At 61.0% G+C, this 12,650-nt stretch carries 14 protein-coding genes and 1 tRNA gene; 10 read left to right on the top strand and 5 right to left on the bottom strand.

Annotation, left to right across the window (positions count from 1 at the left end):
• Window positions 1–248 (top strand): transposase (locus BUB54_RS19045; protein ID WP_175556551.1); only part of this gene is annotated, 248 nt, incomplete at its 5' end.
• Between the two features lie 121 nt (window positions 249–369).
• Here BUB54_RS19045 and hslU read toward each other — a convergent pair.
• Both hslU and hslV read right to left on the bottom strand, forming a co-directional pair.
• The gene (gene hslU / locus BUB54_RS19040) at window positions 370–1,686 is read right to left on the bottom strand and encodes an ATP-dependent protease ATPase subunit HslU (RefSeq protein WP_048880346.1); all 1,317 of its coding nucleotides are present in this window, start codon (window positions 1,684–1,686) and stop codon (window positions 370–372) included.
• A complete protein-coding gene (hslV, locus tag BUB54_RS19035; protein WP_073212022.1) occupies window positions 1,686–2,237 on the bottom strand; it encodes an ATP-dependent protease subunit HslV in 552 nt (183 codons plus the stop codon). The genes hslU and hslV overlap by 1 nt, the downstream gene beginning before the upstream one ends.
• 181 nt (window positions 2,238–2,418) lie before the next feature.
• Between hslV and BUB54_RS19030 the strand changes: the two genes are divergently transcribed.
• Window positions 2,419–3,309, top strand: a complete 891-nt coding sequence (locus tag BUB54_RS19030) for a helix-turn-helix transcriptional regulator (RefSeq protein ID WP_048880356.1) — start codon at window positions 2,419–2,421, stop codon at window positions 3,307–3,309.
• A 44-nt stretch (window positions 3,310–3,353) separates the two neighbouring features.
• Here BUB54_RS19030 and BUB54_RS19025 read toward each other — a convergent pair whose 3' ends face one another.
• Window positions 3,354–4,610 (bottom strand): cupin domain-containing protein, encoded by a 1,257-nt coding sequence (locus BUB54_RS19025; protein WP_048880348.1) that lies wholly within the window; start codon window positions 4,608–4,610, stop codon window positions 3,354–3,356.
• Window positions 4,611–4,763: 153 nt separating this feature from the next.
• Between BUB54_RS19025 and BUB54_RS19020 the strand changes: the two genes are divergently transcribed.
• Entirely contained in the window at window positions 4,764–5,309 is a 546-nt protein-coding gene (locus BUB54_RS19020) for a nucleoside 2-deoxyribosyltransferase (RefSeq protein ID WP_048880349.1), read from the top strand.
• Here BUB54_RS19020 and BUB54_RS19015 read toward each other — a convergent pair.
• Window positions 5,291–5,977, bottom strand: coding sequence for a response regulator transcription factor (locus BUB54_RS19015; protein ID WP_048880350.1), 687 nt, complete (start codon window positions 5,975–5,977; stop codon window positions 5,291–5,293). The two genes, BUB54_RS19020 and BUB54_RS19015, sit on opposite strands and share 19 nt — an antisense overlap.
• Before the next feature lie 96 nt (window positions 5,978–6,073).
• On the opposite strand from BUB54_RS19015, the gene ribA reads away from it, so the two are divergent.
• The 5 genes from ribA (at window position 6,074) to BUB54_RS18990 (ending at window position 10,794) form a co-directional block, all read left to right on the top strand.
• Window positions 6,074–7,195, top strand: a complete 1,122-nt coding sequence (gene ribA, locus BUB54_RS19010) for a GTP cyclohydrolase II (protein WP_048880351.1) — start codon at window positions 6,074–6,076, stop codon at window positions 7,193–7,195.
• Window positions 7,188–7,679: a L,D-transpeptidase family protein gene (locus BUB54_RS19005; protein WP_082075786.1), complete on the top strand. Its 492-nt coding sequence runs from the start codon at window positions 7,188–7,190 to the stop codon at window positions 7,677–7,679. Before ribA ends, BUB54_RS19005 begins: the two co-directional genes overlap by 8 nt.
• 25 nt (window positions 7,680–7,704) lie before the next feature.
• Window positions 7,705–8,754, top strand: a complete 1,050-nt coding sequence (locus tag BUB54_RS19000; RefSeq protein WP_048880353.1) for an NAD(P)H-dependent flavin oxidoreductase — start codon at window positions 7,705–7,707, stop codon at window positions 8,752–8,754.
• A gap of 44 nt (window positions 8,755–8,798) precedes the next feature.
• The gene (lepA, locus tag BUB54_RS18995; RefSeq protein ID WP_048880354.1) at window positions 8,799–10,604 is read left to right on the top strand and encodes a translation elongation factor 4; all 1,806 of its coding nucleotides are present in this window, start codon (window positions 8,799–8,801) and stop codon (window positions 10,602–10,604) included.
• Window positions 10,605–10,703: 99 nt separating this feature from the next.
• Window positions 10,704–10,794 (top strand) — tRNA-Ser (locus BUB54_RS18990).
• A 25-nt stretch (window positions 10,795–10,819) separates the two neighbouring features.
• Here the strand turns inward: BUB54_RS18990 and BUB54_RS18985 are convergent.
• Window positions 10,820–11,530, bottom strand: a complete 711-nt coding sequence (locus BUB54_RS18985) for an HPP family protein (protein WP_052948450.1) — start codon at window positions 11,528–11,530, stop codon at window positions 10,820–10,822.
• A 156-nt stretch (window positions 11,531–11,686) separates the two neighbouring features.
• Between BUB54_RS18985 and BUB54_RS18980 the strand changes: the two genes are divergently transcribed.
• Window positions 11,687–12,115, top strand: a complete 429-nt coding sequence (locus BUB54_RS18980; RefSeq protein ID WP_139285011.1) for a DUF6306 domain-containing protein — start codon at window positions 11,687–11,689, stop codon at window positions 12,113–12,115.
• A 232-nt stretch (window positions 12,116–12,347) separates the two neighbouring features.
• The coding region (locus BUB54_RS18975) for a transposase (protein ID WP_139284863.1) at window positions 12,348–12,650 on the top strand (303 nt) is incomplete at its 3' end.

Here is a 12,650-nt window from a genome sequence, read left to right as displayed (position 1 = left end):
TCTGGCGCGAGGCCCGCGAGCGGACCGACGCCAACCGCCTCACCTCATGGGGCAAGGCCATCTATAAACGACGAAAAGAGACGGTCGAGCGGTCCTTCGCCGATGCCAACCAACTCCTCGGACACCGCTACGCACGCTTCCGAGGCTTAACCGGCGTCACCTGCCAATGCCTGCTCGCCGCCACCGCACAAAATATCAAAAAAATCGCCATGGCACTCACCAAAGCACCAACGCCAAGCCCGGCCTGAGAGGGAAAACCCCTCACAAACAGAACAATTACAAGCCAAACAATAAATAAAACAAAACCCCGCCAAAAATGACGGGGGTTGTCAGCAGTCTGAGCCGCCCGGAAGGCGGCTTTTTATTTGGTCAGAGAATAAACCGGGACAAATCGCCCTTGGAGGCGAGCGGCGCCACGCGTTCGTTCACATAGGCCGCGTCGATGGTCACTTCCTCGCCCGGCCGGTCAGCGGCGGAGAACGAGATATCTTCCAGCATCCGCTCAATCACAGTGGCCAGACGGCGTGCACCGATATTCTCGACCCGTTCATTGATATCGAACGCCAGCGAGGCGATGGCATCCACCGAATCGTCCTTGAATGTGAGTGTCACCTTCTCAGTCCCCAGCAACGCCACGGACTGCTTCAGCAAGGAATGCTCGGTATCTGTAAGGATGCTCTTGAAATCTTCGCGCGAGAGCGAGTTCAGCTCCACGCGAATCGGCAGACGCCCCTGCAATTCCGGCAGCAGGTCAGACGGCTTGGCGACATGGAAGGCGCCAGAGGCGATGAACAGGATATAGTCCGTCTTCACCGGACCGTATTTGGTGGAAACGGTGGTGCCCTCGATCAAGGGCAGCAAATCGCGCTGCACGCCCTCGCGGGAGACATCGCCGCCTTTAAAGCCGCTGTCGGAGCGCGCGCAGATTTTGTCGATCTCATCGAGAAAGACGATGCCGTTCTGCTCCGCATGGGTCACCGCATCCTTGGTAAGCGCGTCGGTATCGAGCAGCTTATCGGCCTCCTCGCGCTCCAGGGCCTTGCGGGCGTCGGGCACCAGCATTTTGCGTTTCTGCGCCTGGCGGCCGAACATGCCTTTCATCATATCGCCCAGATTGATGGCGCCGCCCGGCGGCATGTTGGGCAGATCGATAATTCCAACCGGCGTGCCATGCGGCTCGGAAACCGCGACTTCGATCTCCTTGTCCTCCAGTTCACCGGCGCGGAGCATGCGTCGGAACTTCACCCGCGTGTCAGCAGAGGCATTCTCGCCCACCAGAGCGGTGATGATCCGTTCCTCGGCATTGAGTTCCGCCTTGGCTTCCACGCCCTTGCGGCTCTGCTCACGCAGCATGGTGATGGAGGCTTCCACCAGATCACGCACGATGCTTTCCACATCGCGGCCAACATAGCCAACCTCGGTGAATTTTGTGGCCTCCACTTTCAGAAACGGCGCCTGGGCCAGCTTGGCGAGGCGCCTTGCGATCTCGGTCTTGCCGCAGCCGGTAGGGCCGATCATCAGAATGTTCTTCGGCACCACCTCATCGCGCATATCCTCGGGCAACTGCTGGCGGCGCCAGCGGTTGCGCAGGGCGATGGCCACGGCGCGCTTGGCGTCGTTCTGGCCGATGATGAACCGGTCGAGCTCGGAGACGATCTCGCGGGGGGAGTAAACGGGAATATCCATCAGATCGCTTCAACAATCAGGTTTTCATTGGTGTAGACGCAGATATCCGCAGCGATCTTCATTGCTCGGCGGGCAATTTCCTCCGCCGTGAGATCAGGCACCGTCATCAGCGCGCGGGCGGCGGCCAGGGCATAATTGCCGCCGGAGCCAATGGCGATAATGCCATCATTCGGCTCCAGCACGTCACCATTGCCGGTGAGGGTGAAGCCCCGCTCCTTATCCGCGACAATCAACATCGCCTCCAACCGGCGTAAATAGCGGTCTGTCCGCCAATCTTTCGCCAGCTCCACACAGGCGCGTTCCAACTGATTGGGAAAACGCTCCAACTTCGCTTCGAGCCGTTCCAAAAGGGTGAAGGCGTCAGCCGTGGCCCCGGCAAAACCGGCGATCACGTTGCCGTTGCCGATCCGCCGCACCTTGCGCGCGTTCCCCTTTACAACGGTGTTGCCGAGCGATACCTGCCCGTCCCCGGCCACGACAACCTGGCCATTGCGGCGAACGGACAAAATGGTGGTGCCATGCCAGCCCACCGGATCGTAATGCTCTGTCATGAGCTGAGACATGGCACCACCCCCCGCCCCCGGCAAGAGGTCCCACACGCCGCCAAATTCAGGCGGGCTCTGACGCCATCAATTTTATGCATTATATTACCAATTATTCGCTGTTCCCCCTTTGTCTTCCGGCAAAAAAGTGCTAGCGGCCTCCGATGGCTTCCGAATTGAATCCAACCTCATGACCCCGATTGACGAAACCGAGCTGCTGCACGGCCTCGGCAAGCGCGTGAAATTATTGCGCGCGCGCCGCGGCATGACGCGCCGCGTTCTGGCTGGCGAGGCGGATGTGTCCGAGCGGCATCTCGCCAATCTTGAATCCGGCACCGGCAATGTCTCGATTCTGGTTCTGGCCCAGGTGGCACAGGCGCTGGACTGCCCGCTGGCCGAGCTTCTGGGCGATGAAACAACCTCCTCGCCTGAATGGCTGTCCATCCGCCGCTTGCTTCACGGGCGCGAACCCTGTGAGATTGAACGCGCGCTGCGCTCTCTGGGCGAGTTGTTTGGCGGGCCGCATGGCCACATGACCGGCACGCGCGCCAACCGCATCGCCTTTATCGGTCTGCGCGGGGCGGGCAAATCCACACTCGGCCAGATGGTCGCGGCCAAGCTCGGGTTTCCCTTCGTAGAGCTGCGCGCGGAGATCACCCGTCTCGCGGGCTGTGCGCCGGTGGAAATCCAGGCGCTTTACGGTTCCAACGCCTATCGGCGGTATGAACGGCAGGCGCTGGAGGAATCGCTGCAAGGCCATCAGGCCTGCGTAATCGCCACGGCGGGCGGGCTGGTGGGCGACACCTCAACCTTCGATTTCCTGCTTAACAACTGCTTGACAATCTGGCTGCAGGCCACGCCGGAGGACCACTTCGCCCGCGTGCTCGCCCAGGGCGACATGCGCCAGTTGCCCGGCAACCGAAACGGCGTGGACGATATCCGCCTGACCCTGGAAAGCCGGGTGGGTTTCTACGCCAAGGCGGATCTCACCTTCAACACCAGCGGCAAGAGCCTGAATGAGGCGTTTGACGGGCTGATGGCGCTGCTGCGCTCACATACCAGCCTAGCCGAAGCCGTCTGAAAAACCAAAGGCCCCGCAGCGCGGCGGGGCTTTTGGTTAGCTGTTCAGGAGGGCAGAATATCCTCCACCTTGCGCGCGAAATGCGAAATAGTTTCCGCCGAGAGGTTCAGAGTCTGCTCAACCATCGCCTTCGGCGTATGAGCCAGCCAGTTCATCAGCGTGACCTCGGCATATTTGTCCGAGCGGAACACCTCCAGAAACACCAGTTCATCGCTGCCCGTATTCTCGATGTAATGGCCAAAATTCTTCTTCACATAACCAACATCACCGGGGTTGAAATTGGCGGTAATGGCTTGCGGTCCGGTATTGAACACGGTCATCCGCGCCTGCCCTTTGAGGTAATATTGCCATTCATCGGCGGTGGGGTGCCAGTGCATCGCGCGCATTCCGCCCGGCTTCACCGTCACCATCGCCGCCGCGATGGTCGTGGAGGCCTTGAAATTCGTACTGTCCGCGATCTGTACCATGCCGCTTTTCGTCTGCTGGTTGGGCTTCATCGTGGAGAGATGGAACACGAACGGGTTGGGCGGCGCGCCGGCATCCGGGGTGATCTCGGCAATGTCGCTGGCCAGAGACCCTGGCTCCTTACCTTGGAAAATCCAACGCTGATGTAACGGGATATTCTCAAAGGCCGATTGCGGCACGCCGAAATTCTTGGCCAGAATATCAGGTGGCGTATGGGCAAACCAATCCGTCACCAGCAGCGTATTATCCTCCGAGGCCGCGCCGTTATCAAAACACAGCACAAACTCGCAGCCATCCGGCCCCAGCCCTTGCAGAGAATGCGGCACACCCGCCGGGAAGTACCATAAATCCCCGGCCTGCACGTCGGCCACAAAAGCATGGCCATTCTGGTCCACCGCCGTCACCCGGCATTTGCCATAGGTCATAATCGACCATTCCGCCTGCTGGTGCCAATGCAACTCCCGAATCCCGCCCGACCCCAGACGCATATTCACCCCGGCAATATCCACCGAAATTGGGAAATCCGCCGTTGTTACCTGCCGCGCCCAGCCGCCATCCTGCACGCGTTTGGGGGCGATGTTAAAAGAGGACCAGAACATCGGCATACCACCGACATCTGTAGGCGGCGGGTTCAAGAAGGCCGGCATCTGGTTGGCCATGGCCGGGTTTTGCGGCCCCGGATCAACAAAAGCGTTGGGGTTGGTGACGTTCATCTTCCCTTCCGGCGGGTTATCCGGGTTGCCGAATACACCCGCCGCCTGTGCGGCTGCCGTAGCGGTTATCGCACCCCCCGCCGCCCCAGCCGCTAATATCTTACGTCTTGAAAATCTAGACATTCCGTATCCTCCTGACACGGGCTTTGAGTCGCCCGTTGCACATCATTCCGATGCATATTCATTATGAAGACAAGAGGCAGCGCTCTGCCAAGAAAATTCGCTCTGCCCACAACATATTGACCAGGAATCGCAGCACGGTTGATCTTGTGGCTAATGCGCGCTCCTTTAAAACTCTACCTCGCCGGGCCGGACGTGTTTCTGCCCAACGCCGCCGCCCAGGCCGAGGCCAAATGCCGCCTCTGTGCTGAATTCGGCATGACGGGCATTGCCCCCTTCAACCCGGACCTGGACATGGCCCGCCCCGCTGCCCAGCTCTGGCAGGAAATCTACGCGGATGATTTGCGAATGATGCGTGAGAGTGACGCCATTCTCGCCAACCTCACCCCGTTTCGCGGTGCCTCGGCAGATGCGGGCACGCTGGTGGAGTTGGGCTGGTTTCTGGGGCAAGGCAAGCCGGTTTTTGGCTATTCCAACAGCGCCGTCAGCTTCGCGGCACGCTCGCGCGCCCAGCCGGACGATGCCTTGCCCGGCACGGCGATCGAAGATTTTGGCTTGGCCGATAATCTGATGATTGAAGGCAGCCTGACCCTGCCCCTAACCTTGCCGCCTGACGGACAATGCCGCCCATTCGACTCACTGGAAATTTTCCAGCTCTGCCTGGAGGGCATCGCCGGATGGGGTCAGGGGTTTAACCGGTAGCCTCCAGCATCCGTCACCAGAATCCGCGCATTCTGCGGATCATGCTCAATCTTCTGGCGCAGCCGGTAAACATGGGTTTCCAGCGTATGGGTGGAAACGCCCTGATTATATCCCCACACCACTTCCAGCAGCGTCTGGCGCGGCACGGCTTGGCCCGCCCGGTAAAGATATTTAAGAATCGAGGCTTCCTTATCCGTCAGCCGGATCTTGCCGCCCTGCTCATCCAGAAGCTGCCGGGCGGCGGGCCGAAACCGGTAGGGTCCCAACTTGATCTCGGCATCCTCTGAATTTTCAAAGCTGCGGAGATGAGCGCGCAGCCGGGCCAGCAGCTCATTCAGCCGGAACGGCTTGGCCAAATAGTCATTGGCCCCTGAATCGAGCCCCCGCACCACGTCCTCTTCCTCATTGGAGCCAGTTAGCATGATGATCGGCATTTTAATGCCGCGCTCGCGCAGCTTGCGGCAGAAATCCCGCCCATCCCCGTCCGGCAGACCGACATCCAGCAGGAGCGCATCGTACCGAACGCCGTTGGAGAGCTTGATCTCAGCATCCGCCAGAGACGCAGCCTCATGCGGCACGAATTCGCCGTTGACCTGTAGCTGCTCCACCAACGCGCCACGCAAGGCCTCGTCGTCATCCACCACTAGCACGGGACGTGAACCCGCCATTTTGTGCTCCTTTTTATACACTTCCTAGAGTAACCGCGTTTCAACGCAGTGTCAGCCTCTCTGGCCAGATGCTTCCGCAGTCATTATTTTAAATAAATGACTGCCACCCTAACGCCCTTCCAGAATCCGCTCGGAACGCCCCGCACCAGGGCCGTGCACCGCGCCATCGCCGATGCCAGACGCGGTGTACCGGTGGTGCTGGCCGCCCGTAACCCTCTGATCCTTGCCCCAGCGGAAACCGTGGGCGCGGAAGGGCTGCGGCTGATCGATCTGCTTTCCACCGGCGAGGCGTCCTTGCTGCTCGCGCCGTCCCGCGCCGCGGCGATACTGAAACATGACGTGCCGCAAACCGTCCCCGCCATCGCGCTGAAGCTGGCGCGGCCATTGATTGACGCGGACAGCTTAAAGCGCGCCGCCGACCCGACTATGGAACAGATTCTGCCCAGCTTTGAGACGATCACCCCGCCCGTGGAGGCTGAAGCCGCCTTGGCGCTGGGGAAGCTCGCCCGGCTGCTGCCCGCTATGGTCGCCGCCCCGGTCCGCCCCGGCTGGGCCAGCCGAAAGGAGGGCGCCGATCTCTTAAGCGTCCCCGCCGCCGATCTACTGGCTTACCCACTAGAACTCGCCTCCACGCTGATGAAGGTTGCCGAGGTCTCAGTGCCGCTGGATGCCGCTCGGGATGCCCGGCTCGTCGCCTTCCGGGCGCTGGACCAGGGAATCGAGCACATGGCAATTTTGGTGGGCGAACCGGAGAAACAGGACGCCCCACTGGTGCGGCTTCACTCCGAATGTTTCACCGGCGACCTGCTGGGCAGCCTGCGTTGCGATTGCGGGCCGCAGCTTCAAGGTGCCATCGCCCGCATGGGGCAGGAAGGCCACGGCGCGGTGCTGTATCTGGCGCAGGAGGGGCGCGGCATCGGCCTCATCAACAAACTGCGCGCCTACACCTTGCAGGATGAAGGGCTGGACACGCTGGACGCCAACAAGGCGCTGGGCTGGCAGGCGGATGAGCGTAATTTCCACATTGCCGCCGCCATGCTGGAGGCGCTGGGCATCGAAAAAATCCGGCTGCTCACCAATAATCCCGAGAAGGTGGCGTCCCTGCGCGCTTGCGGCATCAACATTACCGAGCGCGTCCCGCACCAGTTCGACCCGAACGGCGTGAACAATTCTTACCTGGAGACGAAGGCCAAGCGCTTCGGGCATCTGCTTGGTTGAGTTCCTGCTACAAGGCGGTACGCTGCGCGGCGCCGGGCTGACACTGCGCGCCGCCCATGGGCGCGGGGGCATAACATCCCAAAAGCGGGAGGGCGACGGCGCCACCCCCGCCGGGCTGCTCAAACTGGTCCGTATTCTCTACCGTGCGGACCGTCTGGCCCCGCCGTGCTGCGCCGTGCCGCTGGAGCCCCTTTCCCCCAACGATGGCTGGTGCGACGCCCCGGCGGATGCCGCCTATAACAAGCCCGTGCGCCTGCCCTACCCCGCCAGTCATGAAGAGCTTTGGCGCGCAGACGGGGTTTATGACATTATCGGCGTACTGGATTGGAATCTGGCCCCTATCCTGCCAGGGCGTGGCTCGGCCATTTTCTTTCACATCGCCACACCGGACTACGCTCCCACGGCGGGCTGCGTGGCGTTGAATATGCCGGACATGCGAGCCGCCCTGGCGGCGGGGTTGAGCGCCATTCGCGTGCCGGGCTGAATCACGCTGCCACAGGAGAGACAGGATGAACCTGATAGATCAACTCGGCTTGACCCTGCCGCTGGTGCAGGCGCCAATGGCGGGTGTGTCCACCCCTGCCCTCGCCGCCGCCGTCTGCAATGCGGGCGCGCTGGGTTCGCTGGGCCTGGGGGCGACCAACGCCGCCGGTGCGCGGACAATGATCGACCAAGTCCGCCAGGCCACCAACCGCCTTTTCAACGTGAATCTGTTTGTCCATCGACCCGCTGTGGCGGATGCCACGCGCGAGCAAGGCTGGCTGAACTGGCTGGGCCCATTGTTCCAGCAATTCGGCGCCGCCCCGCCAACCGCACTGCGCGAAATCTACAGAAGTTTTCTGGATGACCCGGAGATGCGCGCCCTGCTGCTGGAAACCCGGCCCGGTGTCATCAGCTTCCATTTCGGCCTACCAGATTCCTCGACCATCGCCGCGCTGAAAGCCAGCGGCGCGATCCTCCTGGCCTCCGCCACCAACCTCACCGAAGCCCGGCTGGCGGAACAGGCGGGAATTGACGGGGTTATCGCCCAGGGAATCGAAGCTGGCGGGCATCGCGGCGTGTTCGACCCGCAGGCGCCGGATGAAGCGCTGAGCACATTGGCCCTGACCCGCTTACTGGTGAAAAACACCCGCCTGCCCGTGATCGCCGCCGGAGGGATCATGGATGGCGCCGGAATCAAGGCCGCGCTGACGCTGGGCGCGGTGGCCGCACAGCTTGGCACCGCCTTCATCGCCTGCCCGGAATCCGCTGCGGACGCCGCCTACCGTGCGGCCTTGCTGGGACCGGATGCGGACAAAACCCGCCTCACCCGTCTGATTTCCGGCCGCCCGGCGCGCTGCCTAGCCAACCGCTTCACCGCCCTGGTCACCCAAAATCCGCCGCCGCTGCCGGACTATCCCATCGCCTTTGACGCCGGTAAGGCCCTGAACGCGGCGGCCAAAGCGGCGGGCGAGAGCGGCTTTGGCGCGCAATGGGCCGGGCAAGGTGCGGCCCTGGCCCGCGCCATGCCCGCCGCCGCTTTGGTGGCAGCCTTGCGGCAAGAGATGGAAGCCGCGTGATTCGCCCCATGACATCCCCCCCCAACTTGCCGTAAAGACCCGCCATGACCGGCACACCTCTCGAACTGATCCGCAATTTCTCCATCATCGCCCATATCGACCATGGTAAATCCACCCTGGCCGACCGGCTTATTCAATTTTGCGGCGGCCTCACCGCGCGTGAAATGACCGAGCAGGTGCTCGATAATATGGAGATCGAGAAAGAGCGTGGCATTACGATCAAGGCGCAGACCGTGCGGCTTGAATACCCTGCCAAGGACGGCAAGACCTATGTGCTGAACCTCATGGACACACCCGGCCATGTGGACTTCGCCTACGAGGTCAGCCGCTCTCTCGCCGCGTGCGAAGGCTCGTTGCTGGTGGTGGATGCCTCCCAGGGGGTTGAGGCGCAGACGCTCGCCAATGTCTATCAGGCGCTGGATGCGAACCACGAGATTGTGCCGGTACTCAACAAGGTTGATCTGCCTGCCGCCGACGTGCCGCGCGTGAAACAGCAGATCGAGGACGTGATCGGCATTGATGCCTCGGAAGCCGTGGAAATCTCTGCCAAGACTGGCCTGAATATCGAAGGCGTGCTGGACGCGCTGGTCACCAAGCTACCACCGCCCAAGGGCGATGCCGCGGCCGCGCTTCAGGCCCTGCTGGTGGATAGCTGGTACGACCAATATCTCGGCGTGGTGATTCTGGTGCGCGTGAAAAACGGCGTGCTGAAAAAGGGCCAAAAGATCCGCATGATGTCCACGGGAGCGGTGCATCCGGTGGAGCAGCTTGGCGTCTTTACTCCCAAAATGCGCTCGGTGGACGAGATGGGCCCCGGCGAGATGGGCTACATCACGGCCGCCATCAAAACCGTGGCGGATTGTAATGTGGGCGACACCATTACCGAGGACCGCCGCCCCGCCCCCACGCCTCTGCCGGGCTTCAAACCCTCCGTGCCGGTGGTGTGGTGCGGCCTGTTCCCGGTTGATGCCGATGATTTCGAGAAGTTGCGTGACAGCCTCGCAAAGCTGCGCCTCAACGATGCCAGCTTCCATTACGAAGCAGAGACCTCAGCCGCGCTGGGCTTTGGCTTTCGCTGCGGCTTCCTGGGCCTGCTGCATCTGGAAATCATCCAGGAGCGCCTCTCCCGTGAGTTCGACCTCAACCTGATCGCAACCGCTCCCTCCGTGGTCTATCATGTATTCAAGACCAACGGTGAGATGGAGGAGCTTCACAACCCGGCGGACATGCCGGATGGCTCGATCATCGACCATATCGAGGAGCCCTGGATCAAGGCGACCATCATGGTGCCGGATGATTATCTGGGCGCCATTCTCACCCTCTGCTCCGAACGGCGCGGCCAGCAAATCGACCTAACCTACGTCGGCAACCGTGCCATGGCGGTTTATAAGCTGCCGCTGAACGAGGTGGTGTTCGATTTCTACGACCGCCTGAAATCCGTCAGCCGCGGCTATGCCAGCTTCGACTATCAGCTTGAGGATTACGCCGAATCGGACCTGGTGAAAATCTCAATTCTGGTGAATGCCGAGCCGGTGGATGCGCTCTCATTCATAGCCCACCGCGCCCAGGCGGAAACACGCGGGCGCGCCATCTGCGGCAAGCTGAAGGACTTGATCCCCAAACAGCTCTTCAAGATCGCCGTGCAGGCGGCCATTGGCGGACGGATTATCGCGCGCGAGACCATCTCAGCCCTGTCCAAGGACGTGACCGCCAAATGCTATGGCGGTGACATCAGCCGTAAGCGCAAGCTGCTAGAAAAGCAGAAAGAAGGTAAAAAGCGGATGCGCCAGTTCGGCAAGGTGGAAATCCCGCAAAGCGCCTTCCTCGCCGCCCTGAAAATGGATGGCTAACCCCTCCCCCCAACGCCGCCCCAATGGGCGGCGTTTTTTTGTCCTCCCTGGGCTTGGCAGAAGCAACGCATTTGAGTAGAGAGTGCTCCCACGCTGGATGGAGAGATGGCCGAGCGGCTTAAGGCGCACGCTTGGAAAGCGTGTGTACGTTAATAGCGTACCCAGGGTTCGAATCCCTGTCTCTCCGCCACTTCCCCTGTACATCCCCAAACATTTCACACGCCAACCCTGTTGCGCTGGGTGCGGCCGACCAGTTCCCGGAACAATGCTTCCAGGTCATCGCGGCTGATATCGATATTCTCACCATAATCAGCCAGCACCTCATCGAGTTCCGCCGCGCTAATCACCGGTTGGCGGACCGGCGGGTGCGGATGAACCGACGCATGGGCATGGTGCGGATAAGACCGCCCGGTGCTGTTGTTAAAAGCAATCGCCACTAGGCAAAGCAGCAACGAGTTAAGCCCCACCGGCACCAGCGCGAACTCATACCCAAGGGCTAGCACATGCGGGCCGCCGAGCACGGCTGTTAGCGCCACCGCGCCGCCGGGCGGATGCACACATCGCAACAATGACATCGCTGCCAGTACCCCAGAAATGGCGACGGACGCCGCCAGCAGCGGCGCCGCGATCAGGTGCGCCGCTGTCACGCCGATTATAGCCGCCACCAGATTCCCCCCCATAATCGACCAAGGCTGCGCCAGGGGGCTCGCGGGCACAGCAAACAACAGCACGGCGGAAGCGCCCATCGGTGCAATTAGCAATGGAAGCGTATCCGGCGTTCCAGCCACCTTTGTACTCACCAGCCCGGTCAGGCCGATCCCCAGCAAAGCCCCCAGACTGGCCCGCATTTTCTCACCATGGCTGGTTGCGGGGGTCTGCGGCAGAAAGCGCTGCCAAACGCTGGTCAAACGAAGCAGAATAGACATCAGATCAAACAAAAACCCAGGATTAGCCGCTCAAGCCCGATGCCCAAGCCAAAGAAAGCATGCATATCTATGGTCGTGGCACCATTTGCACAAAGCGCATGACAAACGGCTAAAAACATGCATTATTTATACCTCTTTATTCAGGAGGCCGGAAACATGCAAGCAAAGCCCCCTGCCTCACCCGCCTGCCTCGCGCATGAGATAAGCGGCGCCTATATGGGATTTTTACCGCCCGGCGAGTTGTTATGCGCCCTCACCAGCCTGTTGCAGGCGGAGCAGTTGCTCCAGATGGCGGCGTTGGACCTGCCCACCGGTCTGCTCCCCGGACTCTCAGCGGACCAAACGCGCTGGTGCAATCAGTTACGTCTTATCATCCAACGGCTTGGCGGTACGCCTCCGCAAGCCCTGCCCCCGCTAAAAGCGCCGGACACCGCACCTGACTTCATACAGCATCATCTAACCTGTCTGATGCAACTCCTCACAAGCTTGCTGCCCACCATTCAGGATGACACCCTTCACGCCCAGCTAAAACCCATGCTTCATGCCCATCTGGCAGCTTTAAGCGCGCTTGGTGACACAGGCTGATATCCGGCCTTCTTCATACAAGCTGTTGGATTTTGGAGCGACGTAAAGCCAAGACAAGCCGCAAATTGTTGGCCAGATCTAGGCCGACCGTGGTAATCTCCATGCGGGCGGCTCCTTCGCTCGGATTTGTCTGATAGCTACCACATTTTGGCATTTATGAGACCTGTGCGCGGGTAGGGTTGCAACGGCTCGGATTTATCTGATTCTTTATGGTGACGAATTGGAGGTTGAGATGCCGCGTCGCCGGATTGGACAGGAAGCATTGCATTTTCCTGATAGCGGGTGTGGTAGATCGTCCCTGGACCAGCTCTCGGGCTTGATTGATTGGGCACCACTTGAAGCCATACTGGATGACATTTACGGCGCGTCGAAAGGTGAAGCAGCCTGGCCGCCTCTGGCCTTGTTTAAGGCGATGTTGCTGGCGGTTTGGTATGATCTCTCGGATGTGAAACTGTCGGAAGCCTTGGATGATCGCGCGTCATTCCGGCGGTTTTGCGGTTTTTCCTCACAGGAGGCGACGCCGGAACGGACGGCG

Origin of the sequence: Acidocella aminolytica 101 = DSM 11237, from assembly GCF_900129125.1 — a bacterium.
Lineage (GTDB): Bacteria > Pseudomonadota > Alphaproteobacteria > Acetobacterales > Acetobacteraceae > Acidocella > Acidocella aminolytica.
Note: the sequence above shows the minus strand (reverse complement) of the source record. Positions and strands in the feature narration are given on the sequence as shown.

Bases quoted from the DNA above. Each gene is read 5' to 3' on its own strand.
- hslU (WP_048880346.1), bottom strand. From the start codon at position 1,686: ATGGATATTCCCGTTTACTCCCCCCGCGAGATCGTCTCCGAGCTCGAC.
- hslV (WP_073212022.1), bottom strand. From the start codon at position 2,237: ATGACAGAGCATTACGATCCGGTGGGCTGGCATGGCACCACCATTTTG.
- BUB54_RS19030 (WP_048880356.1), top strand. From the start codon at position 2,419: ATGACCCCGATTGACGAAACCGAGCTGCTGCACGGCCTCGGCAAGCGC.
- BUB54_RS19025 (WP_048880348.1), bottom strand. From the start codon at position 4,610: ATGTCTAGATTTTCAAGACGTAAGATATTAGCGGCTGGGGCGGCGGGG.
- BUB54_RS19020 (WP_048880349.1), top strand. From the start codon at position 4,764: ATGCGCGCTCCTTTAAAACTCTACCTCGCCGGGCCGGACGTGTTTCTG.
- BUB54_RS19015 (WP_048880350.1), bottom strand. From the start codon at position 5,977: ATGGCGGGTTCACGTCCCGTGCTAGTGGTGGATGACGACGAGGCCTTG.
- ribA (WP_048880351.1), top strand. From the start codon at position 6,074: ATGACTGCCACCCTAACGCCCTTCCAGAATCCGCTCGGAACGCCCCGC.
- BUB54_RS19000 (WP_048880353.1), top strand. From the start codon at position 7,705: ATGAACCTGATAGATCAACTCGGCTTGACCCTGCCGCTGGTGCAGGCG.
- lepA (WP_048880354.1), top strand. From the start codon at position 8,799: ATGACCGGCACACCTCTCGAACTGATCCGCAATTTCTCCATCATCGCC.
- BUB54_RS18985 (WP_052948450.1), bottom strand. From the start codon at position 11,530: ATGTCTATTCTGCTTCGTTTGACCAGCGTTTGGCAGCGCTTTCTGCCG.
- BUB54_RS18980 (WP_139285011.1), top strand. From the start codon at position 11,687: ATGCAAGCAAAGCCCCCTGCCTCACCCGCCTGCCTCGCGCATGAGATA.